A 15,054-nucleotide genomic window follows, 5' to 3' on the forward strand; every position below is an offset into this window, starting at 1 on the left:
GTTGTGGCTGATGAGCTCGATTTCAGCTTAGCCCAAGGAGTGGTCCGAGCATCCGGCTTCCTTGCCCAATCCGTCTTCGGCTCAGAGCATGGAGACAAACGCGAGGAGCTTCTCGTCGCTGTGCGGAGAGCCGACGATCTGCACCGACTCGGGTCTCGCGGGCCTTGTCGACGCAGTTTCGTCTCCTCCCACGACCACCCCGATCGGCACCGTCACTGCCGGCCACCCGAGAACGTTGAACGGCAGCGAGTAGCGCATGAATTTCGCGGCCGAGTCTGATCCGAGTTCATCCCACGCGATCACGTCACCGTCCATGGCCGGTGTGATGATGAAGTCAACGTCGTCGAAGAACGATTCGGCGGAGGCACGCAGCTCTTCGAGCGCGGCAACATTGGACTGGTATTCAGCCTCGGTGATGTTCTGCCCCGACAAGATCTTCGCCCAGACCCCCGGCTGGTACTGCTCTCCCTGGTCACCCAGGAACTGCTTGTGCAGAACATAGGCTTCATAGCGGCGCACAATGTCGTAGTAGTCGATTCCTCGCTCAATGAGCTCCGTCAAGTGTTCAGTATTCTCTGAGGTGATTGAGGCGATCGCTGAATCACCGAGGTGCTTGTCGACCCACGTCAGCACTTCTGCCGATGACTCGTCGGTGGGGTTGAGCAGGCTCAGATCGACGGTCGGCAACTTCGCCGGTGAGGAATCTGCTGGGGTTGAGCCAGACCTGTTCCCACACATCACTCTGAATGCGGCGGTGAGCAGCCGCAGATCGCGTGCGAACAGGCCCACAGTGTCGAAGGACGGCGACAGAGGGAACACTCCCTCGACCGGAACCATGCCGAAGGTCGGCTTGAACCCGATGACGCCCTGGCAAGCGGCCGGAACTCTCACGGAACCCGCAGTATCCGTCCCCAGTGCCAGCGGCACCACCCCGGCAGCGACAAGGGCTGCCGAACCCGAGCTCGACCCGCCAGTGCACAGCGTGGGGTCGATCGGGTTGATGACTCGCCCGAAGGCGCTTTCATCGCCGAGGATGCCGTAGGAGTACTCCTGGCAGTTCGTCTTCACCACCGGCAGCGCGCCCGCCTTCTCTAGGAGGCTCACGACGGGGGCGCTCGTGCTGGGGTCAGGTCCGCTGCTGACGTTCGACCCCATTGTCGTGGGGATGCCCGCCACATCGATGACGTCTTTGATGGCGACGGGAACACCATCGAGAAGACGATTCGGCTCACCGACTGCGGCGCGCTCCGCAGACTTCCGCTCAAGGGCACGTGCGCGCCCCCGCATCACCGAGGTGACCGCATTGAGTTCTCGCCCGATTCCTTCGACTGCGGCCAGTGTCTGTTCGAGGCTCTGCATTGAACCCTGCTCCCCTAGTGTTCCGTTGGATTCGCCCACGATCCTCATCGTGCCAGAAGGCTGAATTCCGTATCGGACGACATGCCAGCACTCACCCCGGCGCGAGCCCCGTCCACGGCACCAATTGCTCGACCGCGGCCGCAACGTCGAACGCGGCGCGGTCGTCGAAGGCGTGGGCGATGACCTGCAGGCCTGTTGGGATCCCGCAGTCAGCCATGCCGCTGGGCACGTTGACGATCGGCACCCGGTTGCAGATATTGAACGGCATCGTCATGTGCGCCTGCCAATAGTGCTCGAGCCGCACTCCCTCACTGCCGACACCCCCAGCGCCGACGCCGGTGCCGACGCCAGTGCCCTGAACACCCCCGGAGGACTCACGCCCGATACCCGACGAGTCGACCGTGATCCCGTCCAAGTAGCTCGAATCGGCCTCTAGACCTGCCACCGCCGAGGTGGGAGCCAGGAGGACATCGAATCCCTCAATTGCGGTCGCGAGTTCCGCCTGAATCTGTGCCTCCGCGGCCAGCCCCTCGTAGAAGGTATGACGGCTGGCGACCGCCTCGGCGTCGGCCATGAACTGCAGCGTGTAATCGGCGAGAGTATCCTCATGCCCGCGGGTCGAAGTCCGCATCGCAGGCGCGAGGAGATGGCCGAAGTGAGTGAAGGCGGTTTCGAAGATCCGCTCCGCCGTCCACGGCAACTCGATCTCCTCGACGATGGCACCCGCAGCTTCCAGCGCCGAGGCGACTGCACTGGTATTGGTAATGATGTCCTCACCGACGGGGAAGTCGCCCAATCGCAGGCACATTGCGATCCGTGTTCCCTTCAATCCGTCGACCACCTCGGCGGAAGAGGCGTCGAAGCCGTCGAGGAATCCAGACGATTCGATCGTTGCGTGATCACTGGGATCGACACCGACCATCACACGGGCCAGCAGGGCGGTGTCGGCGACGGTGCGCGCCATCGGCCCGTCCCCGCGGTACCAGTCCGCGGCCAATGGCTGCAGGCCGGGGATCCGGCCGTAGGGTGCCTTGAACCCGACCGTGCCGGTGAATGCGGCGGGCAGCCTCGTCGATCCGGCGATGTCCGATGCCGTCGCCATGGGACCGTATCCCGCTGCCAGGGCGGCACCGGAACCGCCCGATGACCCTCCGGGTGAGAGTTCGGGGTTCCACGGGTTGCGGGTCACGCCCCACATCGGCGAATGGGTGATCGTCGCACAGCTGAGTTCCGGAGACGTCGCCCTGGCATGCACGAACCCCCCGGCCAGACGGATGCGGCGGATGATCGCAGCCTCGGCGGCGGCCACCGTATCTCGTTCGTGCATGAGGCCCTGGGTGAGTGTGCGGTTGGTGATCGCGTGCTTTTCCTTGGCGATCACAGGCAAGCCGAGCAGGGGCTGGGAATCGGCCGCCTCGGTGAGGTTATCGGGTGTCGCTGATGCGTAGAACGCCTCCGCCTCCCGCGCCGAGGTGACCGCCTCCTCCACGACCTCCGTGACCGCATTGATGCGATCGTCTTCGGTGGTGATGCGTCCGATCTGCGCGCTGAGGTACTCGACCGGGGAGAGTTCCTTCGACCGGAACATCGCGAGCGCTTCAGTCGCGGACAGCGCCCACGTTTCGCTGCCGCTCATGCCCGGGCCTCGGCGACGGACTTACCGACCCACACATCGCCTTCGCGTTCCTCACTGAGTTCACCGTTGACCAACTCCGTGGCGACCGAAGTCAGTACCCCGAGACCGCGGATCATGTCCTCGTCGGTGGTGAACTCGCGTTCGCAGTGGGAGACGCCGTCGACGCTGGGCACGAACATCATCACGGCGGGTACCCGGTGGTTCATGGCCACGGAATCGTGTCCGGCCATGGTCTCGAGGCGCCGGATCGACAGCCCCTCATTGGCCACGGCCTTCTCGGCCAGCTCGACACCGGTCTCCGGGAAGTAGAGCTTGCCGCGGACATCGAAATCCTCAACCTTGATGGTGATGTCGTGTTCCAAGGCGATGTTCGCGATCTGCTGGTGCAGGGAGTCCCGGGCAGCCTTGACGATGTCCGGGTCGGAGGAACGGAGGTCGGCGACCATGTGCACTCGGCGGGGTACGACGATGGGTGAGTTGGGTTCGACGACATGCTGGCCGACCGAGGACACGAGCGCCTCGTCGGCGAACTCGTTGACCACCTCGGCGACGGCCAGGACGATCTTGGAACCTGCGACGAGCGCATCGTGGCGATCGGCCATGGCGGTGGCGCCGGTATGGGACTGTTCGCCGAGGACGTCGATGTCGAGCTTCTGCGTGTACCAGCTGGATTCGACGACGCCGATGTCTGTGGCCTCGCGCTCCAAGATGCGGCCCTGTTCGATGTGGATCTCTGCGTAGGAGATCGCCTCGGGCGGGGTGTCGGTGCCGTCGTAGCCGATGGCGGCGAGCGCCTCGGCGACGGAAGTGCCCTGGAGATCCTCCACGGCGAGCATCTCTCTAAGGTCGAAGAGTCCGGCGTAGACGGAACTGCCCATGATGGATGGGGCGAAGCGTCCGCCCTCCTCGTTGAACCAATTGACGACAGCGATGTTGAACCGAGGCTTCTGCCCGGACTCGGCGACGTTCTCCTTGACCCGCAGAGCTGCGAAAAGGGCAGCGATGACTCCGTAGGCACCGTCGAAGCGACCGCCAAGGGGCTGGGAGTCCAGGTGTGAGCCGATGAGGATGTAGGGGGCTTCGGGGACGAGTTCGAGGCAGGCGAACATGTTGCCGATCGCATCCACGCGGATCTCGAAGCCGTTGCCTTCGGCCCAGCCATGCATCCAGTCACGCGTCTGCTTGTCCTCCACCGTCAGCGCCTGCCGGTCGACGCCGTCGTTGTCGGTTGCGCCGATTGCGGCGACCTGATGGAAGTCGGTGAGGAAGGCGGCATCGGACGAAGAAGCCGGGGTCGAGTCCGGGGTCGAGTCGCTTGCTGTCGTGGATACGTCGCTCGTGGCCGAGGGGGAGGGGGAACGGTCGGAGGCGTCACGCACTGTCGAGGGGCGAGAGGATGGTTCTGTCATGGTGCTTCTCTTTCACTGGTACTCAGAAGTGGATGGTGAAGCGGCGCCGATCACCTTTGGTGCAGGCGATGATCACCTTTGGTGCAGGAAGGCAGTTTGCAGACTGGCCCCCTGCACCAAAGGTGATCGAGGTCCGCGGAAACGTAGGGCTCGTGAGCATCTGTCGCTCATCCCAGCCGGCCCCGGGTCTCCGGGAGGCGGGTGATGAAGATGAGGACGAGGACGATCACGGCGCAGATGGTCATGTAGTAACCGGGAGCGGTGTTGACTCCGGTGATGTCGACGAGCCAGGTGCCGACGAACGGAGCGGTTCCGCCGAGGACGGCGTAGGAGACGTTGTAGCTGATCGCTGCCGAGGTGAACCGGGTCTTCGTTGAGAAGCGTTCGCAGAAGAAGGTGTAGCAGCCTCCGCCGTAGCAGCACAGGGAGATGACGAAGATCGTCTGCCCGAGGAACGCCAGGCCCATATTTCCGCTGGTCACCAACCCGAAGGCGGGAACAGAGGTGACGGCCAGAAGGATGGAGCCTGCGATGAGCATCGGCTTGCGCCCGACCCGATCTCCTATGGCTCCGGCGATGGGCAGGAAGATCGTATAGCTGGCCATGGCGATGGCGTTCGTCAGCAGCGACTGTTCGCGAGTGAGGTCGCCGGTGGTCTGGATGTAGGTGACGAAGTAGGCGGAGAGCATGTAGAAGCCCAGGGCGGTCAATCCCAGGACGAAGAAGACCTGGAGCATTCCCACCGAGTTCTCGCGGAAGGAGTCGCGGATGGGGCTGAATTCCTTGGGGCGTTCGGCCGCGGTCTTCTTGAAGAGTTCGGACTCGTCGGTGCGCGAGCGGATCCAGAGACCGACAGCTGAGAGCGGCAGAGCCAGGAGGAAGGGGATCCGCCAGCCCCAGGAGTCGAAGGAGGCATCGCTCATCACCGTCGAGAGCAGCAGGATGAGGCCGCCGGCGAAGACCGAGGGTAGTGCGGTGGCTGCCAGGGTGATGTTGATCCACAGGCCGCGCTTGCCTACCGGTGCGTGTTCGTAGACGAAGGAGGGTCCGCCGACCGATTCGCCGCCGGCGGAGAAGCCCTGGCCCAGGCGGGCGAGGATGAGCAGGATGGGTGCGAACCAGCCGATCTGGTCGAAGCCGGGCAGTACGCCGATGAGGGCGGTGCAGATCCCGACGAGGAAGATCGTGATGGTCAAGGTCTTGCGCCTGCCGACCTTGTCACCGAGGGCACCGAAGAACAGTCCACCCAGCGGCCGCATGACGAAGGCGACGCCGAAGGTGGCGAAGATGACGAGCAGACCAGTGACCTTGTCGCCGTTGGGGAAGAAGTACTCGGAGAGGATGACGGCCGAGAGCCCGTAGAGCGTGAAGTCGTAGAACTCGACGAACTGGCCGATGCTGCCGCCGACGAGAACCTTCTTCTGCATGCTCGTGGTCTTGCCGGTGTGTTTCGGTTGTGTCTTCGGCGTCGCAGGTGTCGCGGACATAGAAGCTCCCTTGCCTAGTCCTCAGGTGTGGGAACCATTGTTGCCTGCCACCAGAAATCAGTCCAACAGATACTAGTTGGATCAGGCATCAGCTCAATCTATGAGCCTGCGGCTGCGGGTCCCAGGATTTCGCGGGTCAGTTCGTTGAAGGCGCGTGCGCGCTTGCTCAAACGCACTTCCTTGGGCCACACCATGGACAGGTCGATGCTCGGGAAATCGTCGAGCAGCGGTACGTCGACCGTCATCGACCCGATGTACGTTCCCGAGGACACGCTCTGGCTCAGCAGCGAATACCCGTGGCCCATCGCGACGAACGACCGGACCGTCTCGTAGCCCGCGAAGCTGTGCCGCACCCTCGGCACGATGCCGGCGATGCGGAAGAGCTCATCGTAGTACTGACGGGAGAACGGCAGATCGAGCTGCACGTAGTCTTCGTCGGCGAGCTCACGCAGATGGACCGGACGCGGTCCCTCCGCTCCCCCAGCGAGGCGGTGATCGAGAGAGACGAGTGCGTGCGGTTCGACGACGTCGACGAGGAATGAATCGAATCGGTCGGTCAGTCCCAGCGTATAGGTCAGTGCGATGTCGCAGACTCCGGCGATGACCGCTGTCTGCAGTTCGTGGAGGTCGGCCTCGAAGTAATTGACTCTCACGTCGGGGTAGCGTTTTTCGAACTCCGCGTGGATGAGCGGCAGTCGGGTCGGGGCGATGGGTGAGAAGACCCCGACCGTGAGGTTTCCGCTCAGCGACTGGGCCAGTCCGTGCGCGGTCTCCCCCAGTGCGTCGGAAGATTCGAGGAATGGATTGACTTCGAAGAGAAAACGCCTGCCTGCTGGTGAGAGAACCACGGAGCGGTTCTTCTGCCGGATGAACAGGTCGATGCCCAGGGTCCTCTCGAGCTGAGCCATGGCTGTCGAGATCGCCGACTGGGTGACGTTGAGATGCTTGGCCGCCTCCGTCATGTTCTCGCGGCGGGCAACCTCTTGGAAGTACCGGAGTTGAACGAGGGTGAAGTCGAGGGCCATAGTTCACATCTTCCCATGAGCAAGCTGCGGAGGTCGCTCAACTGTCGGTCTGAGGGGGTTGGAAATAGACTGACCACGTGCTTGCCTTTTCAGCGGTCAATGACCTGCCCACGCTGCCCCATGATGTCCTGGCCTCCATTCCGAGCCCGAGTGTCTCCAGCTTCTCGCTGGGCCCTCTGACGATCCACTTCTATGCGCTGTGCATCCTCGCCGGAATCGTCATCGCCATCGTGCTGACCAATCACCGTCTGACCAAGCGCGGAGTCGAGGAATGGCAGGTCCTCGACATTGCAACTCTGGCCGTCCCGATGGCCATCATCGGAGCCAGGATCTATCACGTCATCACGCACTACACGGACTACTTCGGCCCTGGTCGCAATCCGTGGAACCCCTTTGAGCCGGGCTCCGTGTGGGCGATCTGGGAGGGTGGAATCGCCATCTTCGGATCGTTGATCGGCGGAACCTTGGGCGCGCTGATCATGTGCCGCCGACTCAACATCAAGCTGACGGCACTCCTCGACGCCATCGCCCCGGGACTCATTCTCGCCCAGGCCTGTGGACGCTTCGGCAACTGGTTCAATCAGGAGCTCTTCGGTCAGCCGACGACTCTGCCCTGGGGTCTGGAGATCGACCCGCACAATCCGGCCTTCCCTCCCGGACTGCCCGTCGACACCCTCTTCCACCCGACGTTCCTCTACGAAGTCATCTGGAACAGCCTCGGCGCCCTGGTTCTGCTGTGGCTGGGACGCCACCTGTTCTTCCAGTGGGGACGCCTCTTCGGCATGTACCTCGTCTGGTACGGCGCCGGCCGCATCGTGTGGGAATCCATCCGCCTCGACCCCAGCTTCGTCGTCCTGGGTCTGCGCACCAATGTGTGGGCAGCGATCGGTGCGGTGGCCCTCGGTGTCCTCATCATCGGTGTGCAGCGACTGCGCCACCCTGAACCCGAAGAGTCACCCTTCGTCAATGACCGGAAACCCGAGGCCGAAACCGCCGACTGAACTGCACCACTGATGGACTCAGCTCGCGTTGCCCGACCCAACACCACGCCTGAAGGTACCAACCAGTAACATACATGTTATGCACTTCACGCGAATGCTCTTTCACCTGCTCAGATCCCGCCGCCGCCCCGCGCAGGACATCTGGGATGGCTACTCCCTCCCTCTGCGGGTCCTGCCGTCCGAGATCGACATCTTCATGCACGTCAACAACGGCATGTACTTCTCGATCATGGATCTGGGTCGGATTGACCTGATGGTCCGCAGCGGAGTCTGGAACGCCCTCCGCGGCAAGGGGTGGAGCGGCGTCGTCAGCGCCGAGACCATCAGCTTCCGCAAGTCGCTCAAGCTCGGCCAGCGCTACAGCGTGGAAACCAAGATCATCGGGATCGATGAACGTGCCGTGTACTTTGAGCACCGCATCGTGGTCGACGGTGAGATCTATGCCCGCGCCTTCGTTGCCACACGGCTGCTCTCCGAGAACGGCACGGTCTCCAAGGACGAAGCCATCGAGGTCTTCGGGCCGCCACCGGAGGGTCTGGAACTGCCCGAATGGATCCACGACTGGCGACTGCACAATTCACTGCCCAGTTCCAGGCGGCCGGCCTCACATAGTTGGGCCTAGCCGCACGACCTACTCGTGCACAGCAGACACTGCAGAACCAGCGGCAGACTTCACCCCTGTGTGATCCAGTCGCGCAGCTTACCGAGACCCTCGTTGATCTCGTCGAGTCCGATGCCCGAGTAGGCCAGGCGAATGTAGGACTGGTCCTCCCCCGGCTGCGCTGACCCGAAGTGCTCACGGGTGCAGAAGGAGACTCCGGTGTTGTGCAGCGCCTCGGTCGAGAAGTCGGCCAGGGTGGCAATCCCCTTGGCCTCCATCGCCTCGGTGACATCGGGGAAGACGTAGAATGTCGACCCGGGAGTAGCTACGCTCATTCCGGGGATCGAGTTGATGATCGAGCATGTGGCATCACGGCGTTTGCGCAGCACCTCGAGCATCCGCCCGACGGAGTCCTGCGGTCCTTGGAGCGCGGCGATGCCCGCCCACTGGACGTATTGTGTGGTGCAGGATTCGTCGTTGGTATTCATCGTCGAAATCGCCTCGGCCACCTCCGGTGGTGCGACCGCGCAGCCGAGTCGGGAGCCGGTCATCGCGAACTTCTTGCTGAATGTGTAGAGGATGACGGTGCGCTCGCGCATACCGTCGAGTGAGGCGATGGACGTCGAACGGCCCTTGTAGCGCATCTCGAAATAGGCTTCGTCGGACAGAACCCAGAGGTCGAATTCCTGTGCGATCGCGGCGATCGCCTCACGTTCGGCATCGGTGGACTCGGCCGAGATCGGGTTCTGCAGGTCGTTGTAGATGATGGCCACTGTCTTGTCATCGATGGAGGCCCGAAGATGGTCCAGGTCGATGGCGAACCCGTCGTCAGTGGGCACATACCTGTAGGGAAGCGCGGTCCCGCCGAGGTACTCGATCTGGGATTCATAGATCGGGAACCCTGGGTTGGGGTAGAGCACGCCTTCGCCCGGATCCATGACCGCCTGGAGGAACTTCGTGATCACCGGCTTGCCACCGGTTGTGACGATCACCTCGGCGGGGTCGATGCTCATGCCGCGCCGGGATCCGATGTCTGCTGCCAGTGCCGCACGCAGCTCCGGAATTCCGGGGCCTGGGCAGTACCCGGTCTTGCCATCTTTGATGGCCTGATCCATGGCCTCGACGATGTGCCCGGCCATGGGGAAATTGAGGTCGCCGAGGTGGAAGGGATAGACCTGGTTGCCCTGAGCCTTCCAATCGGCGGCGGCCTGGGCGACCCGGAACGCGGTCTCGGTGCCCAGGTTGTCCAGGCGTTGAGCAGTCTTCATTGTCGGCTCCTTCGTGCAGATCACTGACGGTCCGGTTGTCCCGGGTCTTGAGTCCGTTTCCCGTCGCTTCCCTCACGATAGAGCACAGTCGCCCCGGATGTCAGCGGCGACCAGGCCATTAGTTCACGGCCAGCGCGCTGCGACCGGCCAACAGGCACCACAGACCGATGGCAAGGAACACTGGCGCACCGATCATCCCGCCCCAGAAACTCGCGGCAGCGACGTCTCGGGGCAGTAGAAACGCCACGACCGCGAGCAGCGTGATGATCACTCCGGTGAGGTGGAGGACTGGCTGACCGAAAACGACGGCCAGAGCGAAGAAGTGGATTCCAACCATCGCGAGGATCAGTGGCGCGACCCAGTCCGAGTGGCCGGAGCGGATCGCCAGAACACTCAGCACCCCTCCGCCGATGATCTCCGCCCAGACCACCACGATGTAGACGATGAAGGCCGTCGTGCCAGTGCTGATCGCACTCGGCTGGCTCCAATGACTGATCGCCAGGAGAACGCTGGGCACCGTCAGCGCCAGTCCGGCCACCGAGAGACCGCCGAGGATGAATCGGCAGGAAGGGTGACTTGGCGGCTCCTCCTGCGCCCACCCTGACCAGATGAAGGCTGCGAGTCCGAATACCGCCCCGATCATTACGAGGTCGCGCGGATAGGACAGGTCGATCATCATTGACCCTTTCAGTAAGGTCGGCCGTGCCTCGAGTCTAGCCAGAGTTGACGCGGATGCGCAGGATGCCGGGACGACCGTGCAGAATGCCGCCGAGGCGACCGCACAGATCACTGCCTAGACTGGCGACCATGGATCTCACAATTTCCACCTTGGATCAGCGCCCAGATCTCAAGGATGAACTCCTCGACCTGGAGAATACGTGGCCGGAATTTATCCGGCACGATCCTCTCGGCAACCTCTACTATCATCCGGATGTTCTCGCCCAGTTTGCCGATCACTTACTCATCGCTCACACCTCGGCGGACGGGATCGTGGGCAAGGCCCATGGGATACCCTTGCTTTTCCAGGGTGAGTGCCTGCCCGAAGACGGATGGGACGGGGCGATCCGACGCGGAATCCAGACAAAGGTTTTGGGCGCTGCACCGAACATGTTGGCCGCGCTCGAGATCTTCGTTCGTTCTGACAAGCAAGGGCTGGGACTGTCCGGAAAGATACTCACCGCACTGCGAGAACATGCGAAGGACCAAGGATTCGCCGAGGTGGTCGTTCCGGTCCGCCCCAATGGCAAGGACGACATCCACGATCCAATGATGTCGTATGCCTATCGCACACGGGAGGACGGCCTGCCCGTCGACCCGTGGTTGCGCACCCATATTCGCGCCGGCGGGACGATCGAGGGCGTGGCGCACCGCTCGATGGTCATCGCCGGGACTCTTGAGGAATGGCGGAACTGGACCGGTCTGCCGATGGACACCTCGGGGCCGGTCGAGGTTCCGCAGGCGCTCACACCCGTACTCTGCGATGTCGAGCACGGCACTGCGGTCTACATCGAACCGAACGTGTGGGTGCGGCACCGAACTGGGGTGTAAAGAGTAGGTTGCTTGGTTCGGGCTCTCAGTATTCTGACGATCCGATTCTTCGGCGCAGACATGACATACGCAGAGCCACCATCGAAGAATTTTCGATGGCGGCTCTGCGTAGGATTGTGCGCTCAGCAGGACAGATCCGACGAGAACCGCGGAACCTGACAACGGATCTATCTCATTGGAGCTTTATGAAATCAGAGCGCCATTGTCACAGACTTCACCTGTGTATAAAGCTCAATGCTCTCAGGCCCGAGCTCACGTCCCCAACCCGACTGGTGGAACCCGCCGAACGGAAGTGCACTATCGAGTGCATGGTAGGTATTGACCCACACCGAGCCGGCATTCAATCTGCTTGCGACTCGATGTGCCCGGCTGAGATCTGTGGTCCATAGTCCCGCAGCCAGTCCGTATTCGCTCTTATTGGCAGCCTTGATCACTTCGCTCTCGTCGGAGAAGGGAATTGAGACGGCAACCGGCCCGAAGATCTCTTCTCGCACGATCGACATGTCCTCAGTCGTGTTCGTAAAGATAGTCGGTTCCACGAAGTAGCCTGAATCGCCGTGGCGATTGCCGCCCACCAACGCGTGCGCTCCCTCCTCCTTACCCGCATTGAGGTAGCCAACGACCCTGTTCAGCTGTTCTTCCGACACCAGCGGCGTGATTGCGGATTCGGGGTCGTTGCCCGGGCCCACTTTCAAGGTCCCGAACGACTCTCTACCGGCGGCTGCGGAGCTTGAAGATCGACTCCTAGTCTCGACGGTCCGGACGTGGCCTTGTTCCGTTGAGCAGATCGCCTGCTCGGCAGCGTTTACATTGCCGTCCGCGATGGGATGGAACCGGTTCCATGTTCTCGAAATACCCGTGGGTCCACGATCAGGCGATGCTCCAGGTCCTCCCTCAACGGTGAGGCGTCCCGCTGGCTGTCGTAGTCGCCCGCCGAGGCACTCGACCGCGGCTTCGGCGATCCGACCGCACTGTCACAAGTCCGAGATGCCGACAGCGAGTACACCGCTGGTCGCAGCCTGCTCATTGAAGCTCTCGACACCCACGGGATCGAGTCTCACGGTAGCAGTGGAATGAATGTCTTGGTTCCCGTCGACGATGAGACTGCCATCAGCTCTCACCTGCTGGTGGCCTGCTGGAGCGTCCGGTCCGGAGCGCCCTTCCGATTGTCGGCTTCTCCCTTCCTTCGCGTCAGTGTCTCTCAGCTCGCTCACCATGAGATTGAGGACTTCGCCGATACTTTTGCCGGCATCATGGCCAGTGGTCGTTCCTCGAGGTACTGAAGCCACTCGAGGTACTGACCTCACGGGGCGTCCACCGCCTCAGGCCGACAGCGCGCGGACGACCGAGGAAGGAGATGTGCGGCGGAGGAGCTTCGCCATCCACTCGCTGGTCGCGGCCAGGGTCGACAGATCAACTCCCGTGGAGATTCCCATCCCCTCAAGCATCCAAACGAGGTCCTCGGTAGCCAGGTTCCCCGTCGCGCTTCCGGCGAACGGGCATCCTCCCAAACCGCCTGCCGCAGAGTCGAAGACCCGGACTCCGGCGTCGAGTCCGGCGAGAACATTGGCAAGTGCCTGTCCGTATGTGTCGTGGGTGTGAAGAGCGAGACGATCCCGCTCCTGCCCGGTGAAGCCCCCAAGCAGCTCTCGCACATGGCCGGGAGTGCCGACCCCGATCGTGTCCCCCAGACTGACCTCATAACATCCGGCAGCCAACAGGCGGCGAGTCACGGACAGGACGTCCTCGATCGGCACCCTCCCCTCCCACGGATCACCGAAGCACATGGATACGTAACCGCGCACCGAGATGCCGGACCCGAGTGCCTCGGCGGTGATATGTTCGGCATCAGCCAGGGCATCCTCCCTGTCGGTGTTGAGATTCTTCCGTGCGAAGGTCTCCGTTGCGCTCACGAAGACGGCGATCGTCTGCGCGTCGGCCTCCTGCGCACGCTCAAGCCCACGAGCATTGGGCACCAGCACCGGCATGCGCAGAGGCGCAAGGTCGCGAACGCCGGCGAGCACCTCGGCGGAATCCGCAAGCTGCGGGACCCAGGCAGGTGAGACGAAGCTGGTCACCTCGATCGGATCGAGACCGGTGGCAGCGAGACGTTGGATGAAGTCGATCTTGTCAACCGTCGCCACCGATTGCGCCTCTGCCTGCAGACCATCGCGGGGCCCGACCTCGTAGATGCTCACCTCCGGGCGCTCTGTGCCACCGGGATGAGGATCCGGGAAGGCAGGGTTCATTGCCGAATCCCAGTCAGAATCTCGGTGGCATGTTCAACCCTGACCGCGCCGTCGGCAATGAGCCGTTTGACCACCAGGTCGACCTCCTCGCCTTCTGCCCCCGCGGCGACAGCGACGTTGCGGGCGTGTAGAGACATGTGGCCGCGCTGGATGCCTTCGGTGGCCAGGGCTCGCAGCGCCGCGGCGTTCTGGGCCAGGCCGACCGCCATGATCACCGAGGCGAGCTCAGCGGCGGTTTCGACTCCCAGCACCGATACGGCGGTCTTTGCCCCGGGATGCACGCTCGTCGCACCGCCGACCAGCCCGACAGGCATCGGCAGCTCCATCGTTCCGACGAGGTTGCCCTGCGCATCGGCTTCGTAGCGAGACATCGCGGTGTAGAGTCCATCTGCCCCGACGGCATGAGAATGAGCCCCGGCCTCAACGGCTCGTGTGTCATTGCCCGTGGCGAGGACGGCCGCGGTGATGCCATTCATGATCCCCTTGTTGTGCGTCGCCGCCCGGTAGGGATCGGCAACGGCGAATTCCGCGGCGTCAAGCATGTTCTCCACCACCTCGGGGCCGCCGAGGAGTTCAGCATCGAAGACTGCGCGAACACGAGTCAGTCTCCGGTCCGCCTTGTTCGTGAGTATTCGTAGGAGCGTCCGGCCGCCAGCGATCTCGGCCAGTCGTGGCGCCACCGCCTCGGCCATTGTGTTGACCGCATTCGCACCCATCGCATCCTTGACGTCGACGACCAGGTGGACGACGACGTAGGTCTGCCGTCTGCTCGGCACGAGGCGAACGATGATGTCGCGCACACCGCCTCCGACCTCGACGAGTCGCGTGTCCTGAGCGTCGGCAAGTGCACTGATCTCCTCGCTCGCTTCGAGAAGACGCAGGCGAGCTGCCTCGGGATCGGCGACATCGAGAATCTGTATCTGGGCCTGCATGAGCGGCGGTGTCTGCGAAGTCTGAAATCCGCCGAGTTCGCGGGTCATCCGGGCAAGGTTGCTCGCGGCAGCAACGACCGATGGCTCCTCAGTGGCCATCGGAATGAGCACCTCCCGACCGTCGACACGAAAGTTCGTCGCGATGCCGATCGGAATCCCCAGCACTCCGAGAACGTTCTCAATCATCCGATCGGCCTGCTCGAGGGACAGCCCCGTCTCCGGACTCCAGGCTTCCAGCGCGGTGACCGGCACTCCCGAGATCCTCGCCACCTCAGCGCGCCGTTGCTCGATCGAGTACTTCCTGAATCCTGAAATCCTGCTGCTGTGCGCCGCTTCGCTGCTCACGCTTGCCCTCCGGTGACGTATCGATGGCCTCAGTTGTGGTTACCCAGCTCACTGTAGGTGCCGATCCGGGCCCATCGGTATGGTCTATTGCCCAAGCCCAAGCCCGTCGAGGTGGTCGCTCGTCTATAGGTTCTTCGGTGCTGGCTTGGAACCATGGCACCGTCCCCTGCCTATCGAACCATCTCAATGAGGAG

The 15,054-nt window shown here is 62.9% G+C and carries 13 protein-coding genes; 3 read left to right on the forward strand and 10 right to left on the reverse strand.

The window, feature by feature from the left end; genetic code table 11:
* Positions 1-81: 81 nt before the first annotated feature.
* The 5 genes from HX613_RS16190 to HX613_RS16210 form a co-directional block, all read right to left on the reverse strand.
* A complete protein-coding gene (locus HX613_RS16190) occupies positions 82-1,359 on the reverse strand; it encodes an amidase (protein ID WP_235346260.1) in 1,278 nt (425 codons plus the stop codon).
* 91 nt (positions 1,360-1,450) lie between these two features.
* Positions 1,451-2,995: an amidase gene (locus tag HX613_RS16195; protein WP_235346261.1), complete on the reverse strand. Its 1,545-nt coding sequence runs from the start codon at positions 2,993-2,995 to the stop codon at positions 1,451-1,453.
* The gene (locus HX613_RS16200) at positions 2,992-4,404 is read right to left on the reverse strand and encodes a M20 family metallo-hydrolase (RefSeq protein ID WP_235346262.1); all 1,413 of its coding nucleotides are present in this window, start codon (positions 4,402-4,404) and stop codon (positions 2,992-2,994) included. The genes HX613_RS16195 and HX613_RS16200 overlap by 4 nt, the downstream gene beginning before the upstream one ends.
* A gap of 167 nt (positions 4,405-4,571) precedes the next feature.
* The gene (locus HX613_RS16205; RefSeq protein ID WP_235346263.1) at positions 4,572-5,891 is read right to left on the reverse strand and encodes an MFS transporter; all 1,320 of its coding nucleotides are present in this window, start codon (positions 5,889-5,891) and stop codon (positions 4,572-4,574) included.
* Positions 5,892-5,989: 98 nt separating this feature from the next.
* Positions 5,990-6,916 (reverse strand): LysR family transcriptional regulator, encoded by a 927-nt coding sequence (locus HX613_RS16210; RefSeq protein WP_235346264.1) that lies wholly within the window; start codon positions 6,914-6,916, stop codon positions 5,990-5,992.
* A gap of 77 nt (positions 6,917-6,993) precedes the next feature.
* Between HX613_RS16210 and lgt the strand changes: the two genes are divergently transcribed.
* On the forward strand, positions 6,994-7,917 hold the full coding sequence (gene lgt / locus HX613_RS16215; protein WP_235346265.1) for a prolipoprotein diacylglyceryl transferase: 924 nt from the start codon (positions 6,994-6,996) through the stop codon (positions 7,915-7,917).
* Positions 7,918-7,996: 79 nt separating this feature from the next.
* Positions 7,997-8,539 (forward strand): acyl-CoA thioesterase, encoded by a 543-nt coding sequence (locus tag HX613_RS16220; RefSeq protein ID WP_235346266.1) that lies wholly within the window; start codon positions 7,997-7,999, stop codon positions 8,537-8,539.
* Positions 8,540-8,589: 50 nt separating this feature from the next.
* Here HX613_RS16220 and HX613_RS16225 read toward each other — a convergent pair whose 3' ends face one another.
* Complete coding sequence (locus HX613_RS16225) at positions 8,590-9,786, reverse strand: pyridoxal phosphate-dependent aminotransferase (RefSeq protein WP_235346267.1); 1,197 nt, start codon at positions 9,784-9,786, stop codon at positions 8,590-8,592.
* Between the two features lie 118 nt (positions 9,787-9,904).
* Positions 9,905-10,465, reverse strand: coding sequence for a hypothetical protein (locus HX613_RS16230; protein ID WP_235346268.1), 561 nt, complete (start codon positions 10,463-10,465; stop codon positions 9,905-9,907).
* Between the two features lie 128 nt (positions 10,466-10,593).
* Between HX613_RS16230 and HX613_RS16235 the strand changes: the two genes are divergently transcribed.
* On the forward strand, positions 10,594-11,334 hold the full coding sequence (locus HX613_RS16235) for an N-acetyltransferase (protein WP_235346269.1): 741 nt from the start codon (positions 10,594-10,596) through the stop codon (positions 11,332-11,334).
* A 191-nt stretch (positions 11,335-11,525) separates the two neighbouring features.
* Here HX613_RS16235 and HX613_RS16240 read toward each other — a convergent pair whose 3' ends face one another.
* The 3 genes from HX613_RS16240 to HX613_RS16250 all read right to left on the reverse strand — a co-directional run bounded on the left by HX613_RS16240 (position 11,526) and on the right by HX613_RS16250 (position 14,893).
* The gene (locus HX613_RS16240) at positions 11,526-12,296 is read right to left on the reverse strand and encodes an aldehyde dehydrogenase family protein (RefSeq protein ID WP_328284979.1); all 771 of its coding nucleotides are present in this window, start codon (positions 12,294-12,296) and stop codon (positions 11,526-11,528) included.
* Between the two features lie 360 nt (positions 12,297-12,656).
* A complete protein-coding gene (locus HX613_RS16245; RefSeq protein ID WP_235346270.1) occupies positions 12,657-13,583 on the reverse strand; it encodes a hydroxymethylglutaryl-CoA lyase in 927 nt (308 codons plus the stop codon).
* Positions 13,580-14,893 (reverse strand): hydroxymethylglutaryl-CoA reductase, degradative, encoded by a 1,314-nt coding sequence (locus HX613_RS16250; RefSeq protein WP_268826987.1) that lies wholly within the window; start codon positions 14,891-14,893, stop codon positions 13,580-13,582. Before HX613_RS16250 ends, HX613_RS16245 begins: the two co-directional genes overlap by 4 nt.
* Positions 14,894-15,054 lie beyond the last annotated feature (161 nt).

Origin of the sequence: Brevibacterium sp. UCMA 11754, from assembly GCF_021532275.1 — a bacterium.
GTDB lineage: Bacteria > Actinomycetota > Actinomycetes > Actinomycetales > Brevibacteriaceae > Brevibacterium.

Coding starts and splice junctions, on each gene's coding strand:
- HX613_RS16190 (WP_235346260.1), bottom strand. CDS start 1,359: ATGCAGAGCCTCGAACAGACACTGGCCGCAGTCGAAGGAATCGGGCGA.
- HX613_RS16195 (WP_235346261.1), bottom strand. CDS start 2,995: ATGAGCGGCAGCGAAACGTGGGCGCTGTCCGCGACTGAAGCGCTCGCG.
- HX613_RS16200 (WP_235346262.1), bottom strand. CDS start 4,404: ATGACAGAACCATCCTCTCGCCCCTCGACAGTGCGTGACGCCTCCGAC.
- HX613_RS16205 (WP_235346263.1), bottom strand. CDS start 5,891: ATGTCCGCGACACCTGCGACGCCGAAGACACAACCGAAACACACCGGC.
- HX613_RS16210 (WP_235346264.1), bottom strand. CDS start 6,916: ATGGCCCTCGACTTCACCCTCGTTCAACTCCGGTACTTCCAAGAGGTT.
- HX613_RS16220 (WP_235346266.1), top strand. CDS start 7,997: ATGCACTTCACGCGAATGCTCTTTCACCTGCTCAGATCCCGCCGCCGC.
- HX613_RS16225 (WP_235346267.1), bottom strand. CDS start 9,786: ATGAAGACTGCTCAACGCCTGGACAACCTGGGCACCGAGACCGCGTTC.
- HX613_RS16230 (WP_235346268.1), bottom strand. CDS start 10,465: ATGATGATCGACCTGTCCTATCCGCGCGACCTCGTAATGATCGGGGCG.
- HX613_RS16235 (WP_235346269.1), top strand. CDS start 10,594: ATGGATCTCACAATTTCCACCTTGGATCAGCGCCCAGATCTCAAGGAT.
- HX613_RS16245 (WP_235346270.1), bottom strand. CDS start 13,583: ATGAACCCTGCCTTCCCGGATCCTCATCCCGGTGGCACAGAGCGCCCG.